At 42.1% G+C, this 20,396-nt stretch carries 17 protein-coding genes; 9 read left to right on the top strand and 8 right to left on the bottom strand.

What is annotated here, in order from left to right:
* The first annotated feature begins 52 nt into the window (after positions 1-52).
* Positions 53-628, top strand: coding sequence for a dCTP deaminase (dcd, locus tag I3252_RS03980; RefSeq protein ID WP_011513914.1), 576 nt, complete (start codon positions 53-55; stop codon positions 626-628).
* Positions 629-735: 107 nt separating this feature from the next.
* Here dcd and I3252_RS03975 read toward each other — a convergent pair whose 3' ends face one another.
* The 6 genes from I3252_RS03975 to I3252_RS03950 form a co-directional block, all read right to left on the bottom strand.
* Positions 736-1,173, bottom strand: a complete 438-nt coding sequence (locus I3252_RS03975; RefSeq protein ID WP_238034297.1) for a ClpXP protease specificity-enhancing factor — start codon at positions 1,171-1,173, stop codon at positions 736-738.
* Between the two features lie 254 nt (positions 1,174-1,427).
* Positions 1,428-2,042: a glutathione S-transferase N-terminal domain-containing protein gene (locus I3252_RS03970; RefSeq protein WP_193012896.1), complete on the bottom strand. Its 615-nt coding sequence runs from the start codon at positions 2,040-2,042 to the stop codon at positions 1,428-1,430.
* A 195-nt stretch (positions 2,043-2,237) separates the two neighbouring features.
* Complete coding sequence (locus tag I3252_RS03965) at positions 2,238-2,954, bottom strand: cytochrome c1 (RefSeq protein ID WP_045446804.1); 717 nt, start codon at positions 2,952-2,954, stop codon at positions 2,238-2,240.
* Positions 2,954-4,159 (bottom strand): cytochrome bc complex cytochrome b subunit, encoded by a 1,206-nt coding sequence (locus I3252_RS03960; RefSeq protein WP_173936707.1) that lies wholly within the window; start codon positions 4,157-4,159, stop codon positions 2,954-2,956. The genes I3252_RS03965 and I3252_RS03960 overlap by 1 nt, the downstream gene beginning before the upstream one ends.
* 22 nt (positions 4,160-4,181) lie before the next feature.
* The gene (gene petA, locus I3252_RS03955; RefSeq protein WP_045446807.1) at positions 4,182-4,766 is read right to left on the bottom strand and encodes a ubiquinol-cytochrome c reductase iron-sulfur subunit; all 585 of its coding nucleotides are present in this window, start codon (positions 4,764-4,766) and stop codon (positions 4,182-4,184) included.
* A 471-nt stretch (positions 4,767-5,237) separates the two neighbouring features.
* Positions 5,238-7,181, bottom strand: a complete 1,944-nt coding sequence (locus I3252_RS03950; protein ID WP_238034296.1) for an ATP-binding cassette domain-containing protein — start codon at positions 7,179-7,181, stop codon at positions 5,238-5,240.
* A gap of 241 nt (positions 7,182-7,422) precedes the next feature.
* Here I3252_RS03950 and I3252_RS03945 point away from each other — a divergent pair, with 241 nt between their 5' ends.
* The 3 genes from I3252_RS03945 (at position 7,423) to I3252_RS03935 (ending at position 11,117) form a co-directional block, all read left to right on the top strand.
* Positions 7,423-7,695 (top strand): SlyX family protein, encoded by a 273-nt coding sequence (locus tag I3252_RS03945; protein ID WP_045446813.1) that lies wholly within the window; start codon positions 7,423-7,425, stop codon positions 7,693-7,695.
* Between the two features lie 215 nt (positions 7,696-7,910).
* Positions 7,911-9,305 (top strand): outer membrane protein transport protein, encoded by a 1,395-nt coding sequence (locus tag I3252_RS03940; protein ID WP_238034295.1) that lies wholly within the window; start codon positions 7,911-7,913, stop codon positions 9,303-9,305.
* 405 nt (positions 9,306-9,710) lie between these two features.
* Positions 9,711-11,117, top strand: coding sequence for a hypothetical protein (locus tag I3252_RS03935; protein WP_201614546.1), 1,407 nt, complete (start codon positions 9,711-9,713; stop codon positions 11,115-11,117).
* A 770-nt stretch (positions 11,118-11,887) separates the two neighbouring features.
* Here I3252_RS03935 and putP read toward each other — a convergent pair.
* Both putP and I3252_RS03925 read right to left on the bottom strand, forming a co-directional pair.
* Positions 11,888-13,387: a sodium/proline symporter PutP gene (gene putP, locus I3252_RS03930; RefSeq protein ID WP_045446819.1), complete on the bottom strand. Its 1,500-nt coding sequence runs from the start codon at positions 13,385-13,387 to the stop codon at positions 11,888-11,890.
* A gap of 477 nt (positions 13,388-13,864) precedes the next feature.
* Positions 13,865-14,737: a LysR family transcriptional regulator gene (locus I3252_RS03925; protein WP_045446822.1), complete on the bottom strand. Its 873-nt coding sequence runs from the start codon at positions 14,735-14,737 to the stop codon at positions 13,865-13,867.
* Positions 14,738-15,224: 487 nt separating this feature from the next.
* Here I3252_RS03925 and leuC point away from each other — a divergent pair, with 487 nt between their 5' ends.
* From leuC to leuB, 5 genes are all read left to right on the top strand, one after another.
* The gene (gene leuC / locus I3252_RS03920) at positions 15,225-16,643 is read left to right on the top strand and encodes a 3-isopropylmalate dehydratase large subunit (protein ID WP_201603548.1); all 1,419 of its coding nucleotides are present in this window, start codon (positions 15,225-15,227) and stop codon (positions 16,641-16,643) included.
* A gap of 25 nt (positions 16,644-16,668) precedes the next feature.
* Positions 16,669-17,133: a hypothetical protein gene (locus I3252_RS03915; RefSeq protein ID WP_238034294.1), complete on the top strand. Its 465-nt coding sequence runs from the start codon at positions 16,669-16,671 to the stop codon at positions 17,131-17,133.
* 47 nt (positions 17,134-17,180) lie between these two features.
* Complete coding sequence (leuD, locus tag I3252_RS03910; RefSeq protein WP_055124341.1) at positions 17,181-17,831, top strand: 3-isopropylmalate dehydratase small subunit; 651 nt, start codon at positions 17,181-17,183, stop codon at positions 17,829-17,831.
* Between the two features lie 141 nt (positions 17,832-17,972).
* Positions 17,973-18,734 (top strand): hypothetical protein, encoded by a 762-nt coding sequence (locus tag I3252_RS03905; protein WP_238034293.1) that lies wholly within the window; start codon positions 17,973-17,975, stop codon positions 18,732-18,734.
* Between the two features lie 300 nt (positions 18,735-19,034).
* Positions 19,035-20,138: a 3-isopropylmalate dehydrogenase gene (gene leuB / locus I3252_RS03900; RefSeq protein WP_238034292.1), complete on the top strand. Its 1,104-nt coding sequence runs from the start codon at positions 19,035-19,037 to the stop codon at positions 20,136-20,138.
* Positions 20,139-20,396 lie beyond the last annotated feature (258 nt).

The following is a 20,396-nucleotide window of genomic DNA, read 5'->3' as shown; positions in this document are numbered from 1 at the left end:
CAAAATACCGTTCATATCGTAAATTTTATTTTATAGCTGCTAAGGAACAACAATGTCTATCAAGTCTGACCGCTGGATTCGTAAAATGGCTGAAGAACACGGCATGATTGAGCCGTTTGAAGCGGGCCAAGTACGTTTTAATGATGCAGGCGAGCGTTTGGTTAGCTACGGTACGTCAAGCTATGGTTATGATGTACGCTGCGCGCCTGAATTTAAAGTTTTTACCAATGTTCATTCAGTGATTGTAGATCCAAAAAACTTTGATGAAAAAAGCTTTATTGATGTCATCGGTGACGAGTGCATTATTCCACCAAACTCGTTTGCGCTAGCACGCACCATGGAATATTTCCGCATTCCACGCGATGTATTGACGATCTGTCTTGGTAAATCAACGTATGCCCGTTGCGGAATTATCGTCAACGTGACGCCGCTGGAGCCTGAGTGGGAAGGGCATGTGACTTTGGAATTTAGTAACACCACCAATCTACCAGCGCGTATTTACGCAGGCGAAGGGGTGGCACAAATGCTATTTTTCCAAAGTGATGCTGATGACGTATGTGAAACCAGCTATAAAGATCGCGGCGGTAAGTATCAAGGTCAACGTGGCGTGACATTGCCAAGAACCTAGTAATTTTATATGCTAACTGAAAATGTAAAACGATAAATCTTCTAGATTAATTATAAAAAGGCTGACCGTATATAATACGATCAGCCTTTTTTATACCGAAAAATTGACTATTTCAATACTTTTAAACCTGCTTTATTATCACGTTTGGCTTTAGGTGTCGCAGTAGGGCTCTTCTGTGAGCTTACTATCGCATCATCTTGAGGTTGATAGTTGTCATATTCATTGGGGTCAAAAAACATCCCTTGCGAGTTTTCTTTTGCATAAATACCTAATACCGATGTCATAGGTACCCAAATCTCTTGTGACACGCCGCCAAAACGCGCACTAAAATGAATATAATCACTTTCCATACTCATATTACCAGTCGCACGGCTGGCAATATTCAATACGATACGACCATCTTGCACGTGTTCCCTTGGAATCTGTACGTTTTCGGCAGTGGCATCAACCATCAGGTAAGGCGTTAGTTGATTGTCTTCTATCCACTGATAAAGCGCGCGCACCATATAGGGACGTGTTGGGGTAATAGAGGTGGTTTCGCTCATCTAAGGGTTTCCTATACTGATAATTTGAATATAATAACTTAAAGGTATTTTTTTGTTTTCTATTTTAAGACAGCGGTTAAGCATTGTCTAGGGTGTGTCCTACTCTTGCAAATGGTGATAAAAATTGCAGCCAAACAAGAAAAATAGTACTGATAATATCGAAATATAAGCGAGTTATTTGACACAGTTTGACAAAGATTTAGTCATTTTTATCCCATTTAAGGTTTAATGCTCAGATTGAGGATACACCCTAATTAACGCACACTTTTTTGAAAGCTAGTACGCTCAAAGACCCGCTGTTGATAATCAAATAAAGGGCGACTAATCGCACGTGGCAGCTCAATTCCCATTTCTTCAAGTCGCCATAACAAAGGTGCTAACAATACATCACACCAGCCAAACTCGTCTGCCATAAAATAAGGTTTATGAGCAAACAGTGGTGACAACGTAATCAAAGAATCGCTTAACTGTTTTTTCGCAATAGCAGCTTGTGCTTTATTAAAGCTATTAGGGTGCATGAGTAGACGCTTACCGAGTACCAGCCAATCATGCTGAATACGCCAAGCCAGCTGGCGAAATTGGGCACGCTCTTGCGGGGTATCTGGCAGTAGCTTGTTTGTATGGTAACGCTCTTCAAGATACTCAAAGATAACGTTGATCTCATACAGTGCGATTTCACGTTGTTGCAGAACAGGTAAGGTGTGATAGGGATTCAGCTCGGTTAAATCTTCAGGCCGTTCAGAGTGCAAGCGTGATAGATAATAGGCAAGCTTTTTTTCCTCAAGTAATAGGCGCACTACATGACTGTCGTAGCCGTCATCAGCGTATAAAATCAGCTGACTACTTGGAATGTCGTTCGCATCAATCATGAAAGCCTAATGTTAATAGTAAAGCCTATCATCGTAAACAAAGTTGTCCTGATTATCAAGGCAAGGTACGTAAACATTGCGGGTGAGCCTTGTTTTAAATAATGGTCCAGTGTTTTATGGTCTTTTAAGAGACAAAAAAAGGCACTACCAGAGTAGTGCCTTTTTTTCGATAAAAATATATTTTTTAATACTTAATTATTTTACATCTTTCCAGAACTCTTTGTTCAATAAGTAAACTGGAATGAGTAATACTAATAAGAATAAAATCACAAAGAAGCCAATCACTTGACGGTCATGACGGTTAGGCTCTGCCATCCACGCCATAAAGTTAACCAAATCACCCACTTCGGATTCAAACTCTTCAGCACTCAGCTCTTCTTGCATATTATGCAATACATGAGGCATCGCCGCATTGGCAAGTACTAAGTTATTGGCACCCCAAGGACGGCTTGGGTCTTCATAAAACGATAACAGGTAAGTATATACCCAGTCATCGCCACGTAGTCTGGTCTCAAGTGATAGATCAGGAGGCGCTGCGCCAAACCATGATGCTTGTACTTCAGGATCAATTTCAGCATTGATATGATCACCGATTTGATCGGTGGTGACCATCAAATACTTTTCGACCAACTCAGGTGGTATCTCTAAATCTTTAGCAATGCGCGAGTGACGAACATACTGGGCAGAGTGACAACCAGCACAGTAGTTCATAAAGATTTTCGCACCGTTTTGTAGCGAGCCCTTATTGGTAAAATCAATAGGGGCAGTACTACAAGCTAAATGTTCTTCAACACCCTCAGCATTGGTGAATGTACCACATCCACCGCCACCAGCTGCCAGTGCAGTACCAGCCGTCAAGGTTAATGCCGCGCCTAAGCCTAGACCCGCTAGGGATTTAATTAGCGTGTTCATTAGTGACCTCCGGTAACGCGTTCTGGTGGCTGTTTACACTTCTCAATAGAGGTATAAATTGGCATCAGTAAGAAAAACAAGAAATACAAGACAGTGAAGATACGAGCCATCAATGTTGCTGTTGGTGTCGTTGGCGTCGCGCCTAAGTAACCTAAAACTAAGAAACTAATCGCAAACACGGTTAAAGCAATTTTAGATAAAATGCCTTTATAACGTATAGAGCGTACAGGCGATCTGTCTAGCCATGGTATCAAGAATAGTACGGCAATCGCACCACCCATCGCAATCACACCACCCAACTTGTCAGGAACCGCACGTAAAATGGCATAGAATGGCGTGTAATACCATACTGGTGCAATGTGTGCTGGTGTTTTCAATGAATTCGCTGTCTCAAAGTTTGGTGGCTCAAGGAAGAATCCGCCGCCTTCTGGGAAGAAGAATACCACTGCAAAGAACAAGATAAAGAAGACCACGATACCAATCATATCGTGTACTGTGTAGTACGGATGGAATTCAATACCATCTAACGGCACACCATTTTTATCTTTTAGCTTCTTGATATCAATACCATCAGGGTTGTTCGAACCCACATGGTGTAGCGCCACAATATGCATGAATACTAAGCCCACAAGTACGAGCGGGATAGCAACCACATGTAGAGCAAAGAAGCGGTTTAGGGTGATACCTGAGATAATATAATCACCACGTACCCATTCTGCAAGCCCATCACCAATCACAGGTAGAGCAGCAGGAAGGTTCAAGATAACCTGTGCACCCCAAAATGACATGTTGCCCCAAGGAAGTAGGTAACCGAAGAAACCTTCTGCCATCAATGCTAAGTAAATACCCATACCGATGAGCCAAATAAGCTCACGTGGTTTCTGGTATGAACCATATAGCAGTGCTCTGAACATATGCAGATATACGACCACAAAGAACGCAGATGCGCCAGTTGAGTGCATATAACGGATGAGCCAACCACCTTTGACATCGCGCATGATGTATTCAACAGACGCAAATGCCCCTTCGGCACTTGGGTTGTACATCATGGTCAGCCAAATACCTGTTACCAATTGGTTAACCAATACCACCATTGATAACACGCCAAAAAAGTACCAAAAGTTAAAGTTTTTTGGTGCATAGTACTTTGACATATGGTATTCATAGGTTTCGGTCGCTGGAAAGCGTGCGTCCACCCAATGCATTAACTTTTTACCCATGCTCATATTAAGCCTCCCCAATCGTCAAGATGGTACCATCCATGTTGTAATCTGGGACAGGTAAGTTAAGCGGTGCAGGAACGCCACTATAAACGCGACCCGCCAAGTCATATTTAGACCCGTGGCATGGGCAGAAAAATCCGCCATACCAATCATTACCACCCAAGTCAGCCGCGCCAACATCAGGACGGTAGTTTGGTGCACAACCTAAATGTGTACAGACGCCTTCTACTACCAATACTTCTGGCGAGATAGAGCGTTCTGGATTTTTACAGTATTCAGGTTGTAATGATGCATCAGATTCAGGGTCAGACAGTAAAGGTTTTACTGACGCTAAAGTCGCTAGCATATCTTCTGTGCGTTTGACCACAAAAATGGGTTTACCGCGATATTTGACAACGATCATCTGTCCTGCTTCGATAGAACCAATGTCTTGGGTCACTGCAGCCCCTGCAGCCTCAGCTTTAGCGCTTGGGTACCAAGAACGGACAAAAGGTGTTGCCACAGCAGCTACCCCAGCTGCACCAATCGCGGCAGTCGAGGCAATAAGAACTCTACGGCGTTGTACGTTAACGCCTTCGGCTTGGCTCATTAATACTTCCTCCAGGTGAATGAAATGGGATTATCCCACACTGGGTTTGTGGCTTAGAAAATGTACAATATCAAGCCACTTTGGCTGTGCCTAATTTTGCTAATTGTTGCTATTCTAAGCTATTTCGGTGATAAAATAAATTATTGCGTTAAAAATAAAGCAACCTTGATAGAACATACTCTAAGGTTGAATAGGAGAATTGATGCAAAATAGCTGCATTATCAATGTCTCACATAGATTTTTTGGCAAGGATTATAAGCGTGATGACCTTATAATTAATAAGGATATTTTGCAATAGCGAATGATACTCGAAATTAAGGTAATGTTCACTAACTTTCAGTACCTAACTACTATGTAAGTAGTCGTAAACCAATAATCACCGCTTTATAAGAATAAAACGGTGATTATTTCATTACTTTTTATGTCTTATAAAACTCCAAGTTTTATAAAACATGGCTTTAGTCGCTAACGTTAGCTCTCAAGCTCACTCCAACGCTCAAGCTTACTCATCATCTCATCTTCAATCTTCAGTAGGCGCTCACTGGCAGCAGTCGCTGCATTAACGTCAGTGGTGAACCATGAGCCATCAGCCAGTTTCTCTTGCAATTGGGCTTGCTCAGCTTCTAATGCAGCGATTTCTTTTGGCAAATTGTCCAGTTCACGCTGTTCATTGAAATTGAGCTTTTTGGCAGCTTTGTTAGGTTTTGCTGCGGTTGTCTTATTGGTAACTTTACTGGCAGTATTTGCATTATTGGCTGGTGCTCTAGCCGCGTGTGCGGCTTGCTCACGGTTTTTCTGTACCAAGTATTCTTGATAACCACCGACATACTCTTTGACGATACCTTTGCCGTCTTCATCTTGGTCAAATACCCAAGTAGAGGTAACGACATTGTCCATAAATGAGCGGTCATGGCTGATTAGCAAAATCGTACCGCCAAAGCTGGCGACGGACTCTTCTAGTAGCTCAAGTGTCGCCATATCCAAGTCGTTGGTTGGCTCATCAAGTACCAGAATGTTGGCAGGCTTTAATAGCTGTTTTGCAAGTAGCACGCGGTTACGCTCACCACCTGATAGTGCTTTGACAGGGGTACGCGCACGCTCTGGGGCAAATAAGAAATCTTGTAGATAGCTCATGATGTGTGTCTTACGACCACCCACTTCTACAAAGTCTGAGCCTTCAGAGACGTTTTGCGCCACACTGGCTTCAAGGTCTAACTGATCGCGCAACTGGTCAAAGAAAGCGATTTTTAAGTTAGTGCCTAATTCAACACTACCAGTCTTTGTGACTTCATCATCAGACATATCGAGTAGGGCTTTAATCAGTGTGGTTTTACCCGCACCGTTGGGTCCGACAATGCCGATTTTATCACCGCGCATAATAGTGGTTGTAAAATTATCAACCAATACGTTGCCATCATATTCAAGATGTAAGTTTTTAACTTTACAGACCAGCTTACCGCTTTTCTCACCTTGACCCATCGTAATGTTCACATTACCGACTTGCTCACGGCGATCGCTACGCTCTTCACGCAATGCTTTTAGCTCGCGGACACGGCCTTCGTTACGGGTACGACGGGCTTTGATACCTTGGCGAATCCATACTTCTTCTTGCGCCAGTTTTTTATCAAAGTTGGCGTTATTTTTTTCTTCAGCGAGTAACTGTAGTTCTTTTAGCTCTTGATAGCGTGCATAGCCACCTTCGCCTTGAGTGACGTCATAGCTGGTTAATTGACCACGATCTAGCTCAATGATGCGCGTCGATAGTTTGTTAACGAATGCTCTATCGTGGGTCACGAATAGTAGGGTCAAACCTTGCCAATCCAATAAAAAGCGCTCTAGCCATTCAATACTATCAACGTCTAAATGGTTGGTTGGTTCATCGAGCAGCAGTACATCAGGTTTGGTGACCAATGAGCGTGCTAGTAGTACACGGCGCTTACGACCACCTGATAATGAAGATAAATCATCATCTGGATCCAGCCCCATGGTTTTGATCAGGCGGGTGGCTTCGCGCTCTAAATCCCAACCGTGTACCGCATCGATATCATGCTGCAAGTCTGCCATACGCTCACAAGCATCCATGTCGCCATTGGCACATAAGTCAGTTTGGGCATTGTAGTTGATAAGCAGCTCAGCCGTGCGGCTGCTACCACCCATAACGATGTCTAGGATACGTCCGCTTGTCTCAGGAACGTCTTGTTCTAGCATCGCCACGCGCACGCTGCTATTGATAATGACTTCGCCGCTATCAGGTTGTAAGGTGCCGTTAATTAGCTTAAATAAGGTGGATTTGCCTTCGCCATTACGGCCAATTAAACAGACACGTTCACCTGCTTCAATAGCAAAATCAATGCCATCAAGAACAGGAGCGACGCCAAAAGCAAGGTGGATATCTTTTAAATGTATCAGAGCCATAGAATATCTTAAGCTTATATAATAGTGAGGTAGGGGTTGCTGCAAAATTGCGAGCAGTATAACATGCCATCACGTGACTGTAGTGAGCGTAAATGATTTTATCCGCACTATTTATAGCTTTTATTAACGGCTGCTATTTTATAAAGAGCATCGTCATCTAATTGCTACTTTTTATCGGTCATCGAGCCATTTTATTAATGAATCCTACCAGTCTTATGTTTATGATAATTCAGAGAAAAATATGAATCAATTTAATCCTCAAGATAAGGCTCAGAACGAGGCTTTAGCTGTGCATGCTGATCTACAAACGCAACAAATCATTGATTTACAGATGAGTATGGCGCATCTAGAGATGACAGTAGAGCGACTCGATGAGGTGATTGCGCGGCAAGATAAAGATATTCAGACATTACAACGACAGTTGCAGCTGATTTATAAACAAGTGGAAAGTCAGGATCCTGAAGGCGGCATTGCACCTTTTGATGTAATGGCAGAAAGACCCCCTCATTATTAATATCTGCAAAAACTAAATGGTTGAAAATTTATGACTATAATATCCACTATATCCGCATTATGAAATACAGATACTGTTCAGTCATAATCGGGAAATAATGTGTTTTTGCAGTTGTTTTAATGTTCGAAAATCATTACTATCCTCCACCTCGGATGCTGCTTGCTTATTAAAATTAAGTAAAGTAGTAAAACAATGCGGACGTTTGGAGATACATAATGCGCGCAAATTTTCATTTGAAAACTCTCACAGTAGCTGTTGCTGCTCTTTCTATTGCTAGCGTTGCTAGTGCTGCTGGTCTTGATCGTTCAGGTCAAGATATCACTGCATTCTTACAAGATGGCACCTACGCCGAATCTGTTTATACTTATATCGATGCCGATGTGAGTGGTAACGACTTGTCAGGCAATAAGCTCAATGATATCGCAGAGTCTTATGATTTTTTCCGTTATGGTGTAAAAGCAGATATTAACGACACGTTTAGCATCGGTATTTTATATGATGAGCCTTTTGGTGCAGCTGCGGATTATAACGGTCAAAACGATTTCGTTACCGACAGTGATCGTGACGCTATCATTCAAGACTTTACAAAAAACCCTAATATTACCGAAGCTTATGTCGATAACGTATTAATACCACAATTGCAAGGGGCGCTTGCTCCAGGTAATCCAGGTGGTCTAACTGCTGAAGAATTACAAGCCGCTCAAGGTCAGCTTATTGGTCTTGAAGCCGCTAAAGGTCTAGCAGCAGTAGCGGGCGAAGCGACGCAAGTAGAAGTACGTACTGAGAGTATTACTGGTATTCTTGGTGCTAAATTTGGCGCTAACAAAGAGTTTCAAGCTTATGGTGGTCCAGTGGCTCAGCGCGTAAAGGCAGATGTAAAATTGCGCGGTGACGCATACAGTTCAGCCAAGGGTTATACCACTCACATCAGTAATGACCAAGACTATGGCTGGATCGCTGGTATGGCTTATAGCAAGCCTGAAATTGCACTTAAAGCTGCTTTGACGTATCGCTCTGAAATCAAGCATAATGCAAAGGCTTTTGAGACTTTTCCAATTGCTACGGCTGCAGGTGCTACCGCTGGTCTAGCGTTGCCGACTACCAGACATTCTGATATTGAAATCAATACGCCAGAATCAGTCAACTTTGATTTCCAGACGGGTATCAATCCTACCATGCTAGCTACTGCAAAAGTCCGTTGGGTGCCTTGGAGTGATTTTGCTATCGTACCGTCACTATACAATGATGTCAGTAAAATATCGACAAAAGATGATGAAGGCTTGGCATTAGTTAGTTACGATGAAGATCAATGGCAAGTTGAGCTAGGTCTCGCTAAGCGCATGACGCCAGCATTAGCAGTAACAGGCACTGTCGGTTGGGATAGTGGTGCTGGTAACCCTGTAACCTCGCTAGGTCCTATCGAAGGCTATTACAGTGCTGGCTTGGGTGCCAAGTACAATGTGACAGAAAACTGGGCAGTATCAGCGGGTGGTAAATATCTATGGTTCGGTGATGCTAAAGGCCAAATTCCGACTAAAGCCGTGGTGAGTAACTTTGAAGACAACGATGGTTTTGCACTTGGCGTGAAGCTTTCTTACCAAGCAAACTAGTGTAAGTTGTAATTTGCTAACTTATAAATCCATAGTCTAAATAATAAAAAGCGATCCTGATTGGGTCGCTTTTTTATGCCAGCGTGTTTAAGTTTAATAAAAGATTAGAGTATTTTAGGATTATTAAGTTACAACAGATAGGGATCTGCCTGCTATCTCTAAAAAATACTGAGAGCAATTTAAAAAATATCAGAATGAAAAACTAGATATTAGTTTTGTACGTGTATCTTATTTGTACTGTCCAGTCATATTTGGGAAATAAAGCACTTTAATTGTTGTTTTAGTGTCAAAAAGGCATTAGTATTCATCTCAGGACACGACTTTTATAATCATAAAGTTATGCGCAGCAATGCTAAATATTGATTATTTAAGTAGTAAAACAACAAGGACGTTTGGAGATACACAATGCGCAATACTTTTCATTTAAAAACCCTTGCAGTAGCGATTGCCGCTTTTTCTGTAGCTAGCGTAACCAATGCTGCTGGTCTTGACCGTTCAGGTCAGGATGTCACAGCCTTCCTCCAAGATGGCACCTATGCTGAAGCTGTTTACACCTATATCGATGCTGATGTTAGTGGTTATGATAGCGCCAATAACGTTCCTACGAATAACACCTATGTTAGAGGTGATAAGACTGGCGATATCGCTGAATATTATGATTTCTTTCGTTATGGTGTAAAAACAGATATCAATGAAACCTTTAGTGTTGGTATCTTATATGATGAGCCCTTTGGCGCAGCAGCGCAATATACTGGCGACAACAATTTTGTGTCGAAAGGCGATCTTGATGCTTCTGTCGCTGCTATTACTAACAATCAAGCTCCCACTTATGCCGCAGCTTTGGCTGGAATAGGTGCGCTCACGCCAGGAGAAACGGCTGGAGTCTTGACAGATGAACAGCAAGCGCAGTTAGATGGTTTGCGTGGAGCAGTAGGTATCGCAAATGCTGAAGCAGCTAATGCAGGAGAAGGTACTAATGTTGAAGTACGTAGTAACAGCCTGACAGCTATTCTTGGCGCAAAATTTGGTGCCAACAAAGAGTTTCAAGTATACGGTGGTCCAGTCGCTCAACGTATTGAGTCTGAAGTGAAATTACGAGGTTTGGCTTATGGTCCTGCTACTGGCTATACCTCACGTAACAGCCCTGATATGGACTATGGTTATATAGCTGGTATTGCCTATAGCAAACCTGAAATTGCCTTAAAAGCAGCGCTGACCTATCGCTCTGAAATTGACCACAACATGAAGATTGCTGAAAACTACCCCATTGCAGGTGCTTTAGCTGGTGATCCAGCTGCAGCCAATCGCACCAGTAATATGGAAATTACTACTCCTAAATCCGTAAACTTTGATTTTCAGACCGGTATTAACCCAACGACCTTAGCAACTGCAAAAGTGCGCTGGGTACCTTGGGGTGACTTTAAGATTACGCCGCCACTATATAATGAGGTTAGTAAAAGATCTTATGGACCTGATGGTTTGAACTTGGTTGAGTACGAAGAGGATCAATGGCAAGTAGAGCTTGGTCTAGCCAAGCGTGTTGCGCCAGCACTTGCAATTAGTGGTACCGTTGGTTGGGATAGTGGTGCTGGTAACCCTGTTACCTCGTTAGGTCCTATCGAAGGCTATTACAGCGCTGGTTTGGGTGCAAAGTATAACGTGACAGAAAACTGGGCAGTATCAGCGGGTGGTAAATACTTGTGGTTCGGCGATGCCCAAGGTGTGTTGCCAAGTGACAAAATTGTTGGTGACTTTCAAGACAATGATGGATATATCTTCGGTGTGAAATTGTCTTACCAAGACACTAAATAATACGCATATTTAGCAGTACTAATACATAAAAAAAGCGATCCGTGATGGGTCGCTTTTTTTATCGGTGTTCGAAATAGAAATTGATATAAAAGAACATTAAATCAACGACTTTAAAGTGTGCATAAAAGTTTTTAGCAAAATAATAAATTTATTTGACAGCTTTTTTTAGACGATTTCTAAGACGGCAGTGATTGGTTTCTTGCCCGCAATTAAACGATATTTGCCTAAAACATAAGCCACAACATCATTGAATTATTACGATCATAAGTATATTTCAGCTGAAATATACGCTTCTTGAAACACACTTAAGTCCAAGACTCATTGACCTCTCAGCGCTAACAGTATGTCTTCTTATAGGTGATCTTATACATCGATGTCTTTATGGCGCTCAGTACTTTGCCGATGCTAATAGACATTATAACGGCAATATCTCTAACTTATTAGCCGTACATTAGTAGTTATGCTTACCATCGCTTTTTATACCATTTTTCTTCAAGTTCAGACTGGGAAAGTCGACGCAGTTGCTATCTATTGGGGTTTTAATTACCCCAGGCTGTGAGCCTTCCTTTATTACCTCAGAATACTTTCTCATACAGCATCATGTTTTTTTAAAATATAACTGTATATTGAATGGTTATAATTTAATCATTTATTTACCTTCGAGATTTGAATTGCGTTATCAATTTATGTATTAGAGCTAATAGCTCTCAATAAAAAAACCTCGCCAATAATGGCGAGGTTTTTTTATAGTGATAATTATATCGATAAGCTTATTTATTTAAATTAAGTTCCATTTCTTTAAATTTCGCAGTAACAGAGGCTTTTGGACCGCCTGTCATGATACTTACCGCAAAAATGGCGATTGTACTTAAGATAAAGCCTGGAACGATAGCATATAACCAGCTATTGAGTGCCATGCCATTCATCTGGAAAGGACCATAAATCCATAGAATAACCGTCAATGCACCAACGACCATACCAGCAACTGCACCATTACGGTTCATACCGCGCCAGATTAGGCTGAAAATAACCAACGGTCCAAATGCGGCACCAAACCCTGCCCAAGCGTTAGAAACCAAATTCAATACTGAGCTTTCTGGATTAGACGCCAGTAAAATGGCAACAACGGCGACAATGATTACGGAAATGCGGCCGACCAATACTTGACGCGCCTCAGGTGCATCTTGATCAAAAAATAACTTATAGACATCTTTAGTCAATGAGCTTGATACTACCAATAGCTGTGATGAGATGGTACTCATAATCGCAGCTAAAATTGCCGCTAATAAGAAGCCTGAAACCAATGGATGGAATAAAAACTGCGTAAATACTAAAAAGATGGTTTCAGGATCATCTAAAGTCATCGCTGTCTTTTGCACATAAGCACGACCAGCAAAACCTGTCATCAGTGCCCCGATAAGGCTGACAATCATCCAGCTCATACCGATGTTACGAGCAGTAGGGACATCTTTGACTGAGCGAATGGCCATAAAACGTACAATGATGTGTGGCTGACCAAAATAACCTAAACCCCATGCCATCAATGACACAATACCAAGGATACTCATACCATTAGTAATGTTAAGCAAGCTCGGATCGATATTTCTAACCGCTTGAGTGGTGGCTGAAATACCACCCAAATCAGTGAAAGCGACGACAGGAACAATGACCATCGCAAATAGCATGATGATACCCTGTACAAAGTCAGTCATTGAAACGGCTAAGAAACCACCGAATAACGTATAAGCAACGACAACGCCAGCGGTGACCCATAGACCAGTGCTATAAGAAAGATTGAGCGAGCTTTCGAAGAGTTTACCACCGCCTACTAGGCTTGCAGCAGTATAAACCGTGAAGAATAAAATGATAACCACGGCTGAGATAACACGCAGCATGTGCGACTTATCTTCGAAGCGGTTGGCGAAATAATCGGGTAGAGTGATGGCATTGTCAGCCACTTCGGTATAAACGCGAAGGCGCGGTGCCACGATAAGGTAGTTTAAAAATGCACCAAGTGTCAAACCAAGTGCGATCCATATACTTACGACACCGTCAGCATACATATAGCCGGGCAAGCCAAGTAGTAACCAACCTGACATATCTGATGCACCTGCCGATAGTGCAGTAACTGCTGGACCTAAACTGCGTCCTCCTAACATATAGCCTTCAGTATCATTGGCTTGCTTAAAGTAAGCGTAAATGCCAATACCAATCATCACTAAAAAATAGGCGCCAAGTGATACCAGCACGCCACTAGAAACTCCGTTCATATAAATTGTCCTTAACCAACATGGTTGGCGGTAATTATTTTAACTATAAAGATTAAGTGTTATAAGACGATGTCCCAAACAATATCTAAAGACGAAAAAAGCCATTAAGTAGGACATAATGGCTTTTATTCAATATCTGCTGTTAGTTTTATATGATTGATGCTGTTCTAGGGCTAATATGAATTCGCAGTGCTTAGAGATCAATAAGAATGTCATATTAAATAATATCGACTGCTCGCATTTGCGACTCATTTATCAGTATCGGCCACCTATATAACCAATCATTTAAAACCATTAAACCTACTGTTAACCATCATATATTACTCGAAGTGTTCAATATATGACTATCAGTGTTCTTATAGTAAATTTTTGTTATAAAAACAACGTCAAGCGTATTATAACGCATGAGGGTCATAAATGCGAATAGCGTGCTTTTTAGATTCCATAGCACGCTCTAATCCTCATTTAGCGGGAGTCTTATTCAATAGGCGCTAACAAGTCTAACAAAGCTGTAACGCTGCTAGATTGCGTCAATTTCGGATTGATAACCACACCCAAATAGCGTTGTAACTCTATATTGTCTGCCATATCGATACGTTCTAAATCCTGACTAATCATGGTTTGCGGTAATACAGACCATCCCAGACCAACAGAAACCAGCATGCGAATAGACTCAAGAGGATTGGTGCTCATCGTGGCATAAGGTTTCAGATTGTGCTTGGCGAATTCAGCCAAGGTAATTTGACTGGTAAAGGTGTTGGCAGACGGTAAAATAGCAGGATAGCGTGCCAATTGCTCTAGTGTCACATTAGATTTGGTCGCTAAAGGCGATAGCGTACCTGTCATAAAGTAAAGAGGGTCTGACCATAGCGTATGATAGGTCAAGCGCTTATCATAAACGGGCGGCAGTGTTAAAAATGCTAATGATAAATCGCCATCGAGTACGGCTTTGTGCGCTTTTTCTGAATCGACGAAATGTACTTCTAGTTGTACGGCAGGATAAGCTTGGATAAAATGCTTAAGTACAGGCGCTAAATGGTGCAAGCCAATATGATGACTGGTGCCGATCACTAATTTACCAGATACGATATGCTGAGAGTGTTGCAGATTAATCTTAAAATTCTCATAATCTTCTAGCCACCGCTTGGCATGCGGTAGCATTTCATTGGCTGCTTGGGTCGGTACAATGCCGCGTCCCACCGTATCAAACAAAGTAATGTTGAATTCATCTTCCAAATTTTTGATGCGTTTACTGACGGCAGGCTGTGTGATAAACAGTTTTTCTGCGGCACCTGAGATGCTGCCAGTGTGCATAACGGTAACGAATGTCGTCAAGTTTGTGGTGTTCAAACGGATGTCCTTAGCTACTTTGCGAGCTATAAATAAAAGTTGGCTGACCCAATCACAATGTATTAGAAATAAAAGTTTGCGTCTGGGCAAAAATCATCAATTATTATTATAGGATTAGCCTGCTATAATCACAAGACATCAAGGCGTATTGTGACATATTTATTCTATTAAATTGACTATTTGCAGCTCATCGCACGTTTTAAGCGCTGATAATGGTCATCAATGTAAAATCGCCAATATAAAAATATCGATTTTGATACAAGCGCCGCTGACGATGCCGCTGATGATAAAGTATCGTGACGTATAAAATTCAAAGAAAATTTTTACCATAGGCTATAGTCGATTCAATTTAAAAGTAGTACAAGGCAACCGAGTGTAGATGTATATTTAATACTTCAAGCGAGGTTAACGCAGTAATACTTTTATAGTGGAATGACTATAAGCAAGTAAAAAATCCAGTAATTAGCAACCAATAAAGGATAGCAACATGGCAGGTCAAACGTTATATGACAAACTTTGGAATGCTCACGAAGTCACCAAGCGTGACGATGGTTCGAGCCTGATTTATATCGACCGCCATCTGTTGCATGAAGTGACCAGTCCGCAAGCATTTGAAGGTTTGGAGTTAGCCAATAGAGCACCGTGGCGCCTGTCGGCTAATATCGCCAGTCCTGACCATAACGTACCCACAGTCACTAAAGAGCGTTTAGAAGGCGTGCCTGGTATCAAGGATAAGGTATCACGCTTGCAGGTAGTGACATTGGATGAAAATTGCGCCAAATTTGATATCGCTGAGTTTACGATTAATGATGCTCGTCAAGGTATTTTACACGTCGTTGGCCCTGAGCAAGGTTTGGTGTTACCGGGTATGACGGTTGTTTGCGGTGATTCGCATACTGCTACTCATGGCGCGCTGGGCTGCTTAGCGCACGGTATCGGCACATCAGAGGTTGAGCATGTATTGGCAACTCAGTGCTTGATTCAGAAAAAATCAAAAAATATGCAAATTCGTGTCACTGGTAAGCTTGGTGCTGGCGTGACCTCAAAAGACGTGGTATTGGCTATTATCGCCAAAATTGGCACGGCTGGCGGGACAGGCCATGCTATCGAATTTGCTGGGCAAGTATTTGAAGACATGAGTATGGAAGGTCGCATGACCGTTTGTAACATGGCGATCGAAGCGGGTGCTCGCGTGGGTATGGTTGCGGTCGATGACACGACCATTGAGTATGTCAAAGGTCGTCCTTATGCGCCAACCTCTGAGCAATGGGCGCAAGCGGAAGCTTACTGGCGTACCTTATATTCAGATGATGACGCGGTATTTGATACCGTGGTTGAGCTGGATGGTAGCCAAATAGCGCCACAAGTCTCGTGGGGCACCTCACCCGAAATGGTTGTCGATATCACTCAATCTGTACCGACACCTGATCAAGCAGTAGATGAGGCACAAGAAGAAGGCTGGTTACGTGCTTATACCTATATGGGTTTAGACGCTGGGCAAAAGATTACCGATATCCAGCTTGATCGCATTTTTATTGGTTCATGTACCAACTCGCGTATCGAAGATTTGCGTGATGCCGCCGCAGTCATTAAAGGTCGTAAAGTCGCGGACAATATCAAAGAAGCCATCGTTGTGGCAGGTTCTGGGCAAGTGAAGTTGCAGGCTGAAGCAGAAGGCTTAGATGCCTTGTTTACTGAGGCTGGATTTGAGTGGCGTGAGCCGGGTTGTTCGATGTGTCTTGCTATGAATGCGGATAAGCTTGAGCCACAAGAGCATTGCGCTTCGACGTCTAACCGTAACTTTGAAGGTCGTCAGGGCAATGGTGGTCGTACGCATTTGGTCAGCCCAGCAATGGCAGCAGCAGCAGCATTGGCCGGTCACTTTGTCGATGTGCGGACGTTTTAACTTTGCATTTCTATAGAGCATAAAAATGAAAATGCTGTTTGTTTTATTTTGCTTATTGGGTAGCTCTCAGCTAGCAATGGCTCGTGATTACTGTAATGGAAGATTTGCCTATTGTGTCGATGTGCCAAATAAATTGACATGGTTGCCTGAGGCAGATAATGGTGATGGTCGTCATTTTAAGTTACCCAACTCTAATGCCACTATTTTGGTCTTTGGGAGTAATACACCAACTGTTTTCTTTTATACAGATAGTGATTATCTAAAAGAGAAGCAGCATCGATATAAAACAGGCATGACAGTTACTTACGAGCTGTTAAAAGATAAAACCTATACAGCAAGCGGCTATAGAAAAGACGGTCAAGTTTTTTATCATGTTATTAAAGTTAAGGATGGTCAGGAAGCAGTATTACATCTGAACTATCCTGAAAGTGAAAAAACTAAAATGACAAGTATTGTTAAACAAATGGCACGCTCTTTTGAGATTCATTAGACCGTCAAAAAATTTTACGTTAGTAATTGATACTTTAAGGAAAACTCATGCAAGCTTATAACACTCAAACGGGTATCGTTTGCCCATTAGATCGCGCAAACGTCGATACTGATCAAATTATTGCAAAACAGTTTTTAAAGTCTATTAAACGCACAGGATTTGGCGTCAATTTGTTTGATGATTGGCGTTATCTTGACGAAGGATATCCGGGGCAGGACAATAGCACACGCGTTATCAATCCAGAATTTGTGCTAAATAAGCCGCGTTATCAAGGCGCGACTATTTTGCTGGCACGCCGCAACTTTGGCTGTGGCTCGAGCCGTGAGCATGCGCCTTGGGCGTTGTCTGAATATGGCTTTCGTACGGTAATCGCGCCAAGCTTTGCAGATATTTTTTATAACAATTGCTTTAAAAATGGCATGCTACCAATTGTCTTGGACGAGGCAATTGTAGATACATTAATGAAAGACACGCTTGCTAATGAAGGCTATGAGCTAACCGCAGATCTTGAACGCCAAGTCGTCGTCACCTCAACAGGTGAAGAATATGCATTTGACGTAGATGCTTTTCGTAAACATTGCTTGTTAAACGGGCTTGATGATATTGGTTTAACCTTGCAGCAAAGCGATGCCATTAAAGATTATGAGCATAAGATGATGCAAAAAACACCATGGATATTTAACGATGTACGAGCATAAATCATGAATCTGCAAGCCATTACTCATAAAACTGCTGAACAGTAATAATGTAACGTTGAGTTATGGCGGTGAACTGGCTAAAATGAAGGGTAGTTTTTTTACGATATTTTATTATTTCTCTCATAAATAGTAGCCGCCATTATGAATAAAAAACGTTATGTTTTATGGACAAGTACGGTTGTTGCCGCAAGCTTATTATTGTCAGGCTGTCAGCTATTGACTGGGTATCAGAAAATAGATGAGGCAGAAAACGCCAAAGCATGGGCAGGTAAGATTCAACCGATTGCGGGTGAAGTCAATATTGCCTGTATAGGAACTTATCATTGTGAAATCGCAAGGATAGATAAGACACGAGTGATAGGGGCTGATACGCATGAGCCTATCAATCCTGCCATGCTGGTCGCGATGAAAGATATGAGTGCAAAGGGCAAAAGTCATACCAGCAGTCATACCAACAATAAGCATGCACAAACATCAATGCATGCAAACATAGATATGACACCACTCGCTCATAAAAATGAGATTAAAATTGTACCTTTGTCTGCCTCAGGCATGCCGGGTCTAACCAATTATTATGCGCGGGTAAAACCTGCAAAACGCGAAGTACAGGTGAATTTCTATCCAGAAAACAATCTGGGCTATGTTGAGCGTTTTACTTTAATTCACGATTTTATTGAGGCGGATACTTATCAATTACGGGCTTATCAGAAAAAGTCTAACGATAATTCTGGCAGTTTATTAGACACCGCTTCACCACAGCCGCTATGTGTTGATCTGTATCAAGGCAACACTGTACAGCGCCGCTTTTGTAAAGAGCTGTCTGCTGAGCATCAAGGAGAGTTTGTAGAAACTCGTATCGTGAAAGCATTGCCTGCATCATCGAAAGTAAAAGCCAAAGTTTAAAGCCTATTTTATTTTCAAAAATAGCAAATAGACCACGATTTTTTGTGCTATTGAAGGCACTAAAATCGTTTTTAGGAAAATATCGTAAATTTGTAGTATTAGGGCGTGTCCTCAATTCAATCGACTATCGTCTAAATGAGTTAAAAATGGCTAAATTTTGCCAAACATTGTTAAATAGCTTATCAATATCTCGATATTATTTGCGCTACTTTCCTTGTTTGACGGCAATTTTTATCACCATTTTTAAAATGAGGACACGCCCTAACATAAATAAAAAACTACCTACCCACAAGGATTAGTATGGCAACGATTTTAACATTAGCGGGCGATGGTATCGGTCCCGAAATCATGACTCAAGCCATTGACGTACTGAATGCGGTCAATAAGAAATTTGCGTTAGATTTGACACTTGAATCTGGATTGATTGGCGGGGTGGCCATTGATGCAACGGGTGAGCCTTTGCCAGATGAGACGCTAGACCGTGCTCGTGCAGCAGATGCGGTATTGTTAGGAGCGGTCGGTGGCCCTAAATGGGATGGTATTGAACGCAGCAAGCGCCCTGAACGTGGTTTACTTAAAATACGTGGTGAACTTGGTTTGTTCGCTAATCTACGTGTGGCAAAGCTTTACCCGCAGCTGGTCAATGCGTCTAGTATCAAACCTGAGATTATTTCAGGCTTGGATTTGCTTATCGTTCGTGAGTTAACGGGTGGTATCTATTTTGGTGAGCCACGTGGAATCCGCACACTAGAGAATGGTGAACAGCAGGGCTACAACACCATGGTCTATAGCACAAGCGAGATTCAGCGTATCGGCAAAGTTGCTTTTGAATTGGCAAAAACCCGTGCGCAAGCAGCAGGCACGGCAGCGAAAGTTTGCTCAGTGGACAAAGCAAACGTATTAGAAGTCACCGAGCTGTGGAAGCAAACGATGACCCAAATGCAGCAAGCAAATTATAGCGACGTGGCGTTATCGCACACGTATGCTGACAATGCTTGTATGCAATTGATCAAGAATCCTAAGCAGTTTGATGTCATGGTGACAGGCAATATGTTCGGTGATATCTTGTCTGATGAAGCTGCTATGCTCACTGGATCTATCGGTATGTTGCCATCAGCCAGTCTCGATGAAGCAGGCAAAGGGATGTATGAGCCGTGTCATGGTTCAGCGCCTGATATTGCTGGGCAGGACAAAGCCAACCCATTGGCGACTATTTTATCGGTTGCGATGATGCTGCGTTATACCTTTAAGCAAGAAGCAGCGGCACAAGCGATTGAGCAAGCAGTGAGTGATGTGCTTGATGATGGTTTGCGTACGCTTGATATCTTGGACAGTAGTGAAGCTGGATTGAAGCAAGTGGGGTGCCAAGAGATGGGTCAAGCAGTGTTGGCTAAATTACTCTAGTCCCACTATAGTGATATAGATTGAATTTTCCCCTGTTTTATTTCGATAGGGAAAAATTCTCATCTTTATCTTTAATCGTCGTTCTAAACCCATAATTTGCTTAGCAAATTATGGGTTTTTTTATGTTTATTTTAATCACTTTCCAGCGGTAACACACTAAACCAGATAGTTGTAAAAAAGTACTTGTTTTAACACAGACACCGCAGTACAAGGGCTTTATTAACATAAAGCTGTTATATGCTCACAAGGTAATATGGC

The organism is Psychrobacter sp. Ps4 (assembly GCF_022129285.1).
Lineage (GTDB): Bacteria > Pseudomonadota > Gammaproteobacteria > Pseudomonadales > Moraxellaceae > Psychrobacter > Psychrobacter immobilis_A.
Note: the sequence above shows the minus strand (reverse complement) of the source record. Positions and strands in the feature narration are given on the sequence as shown.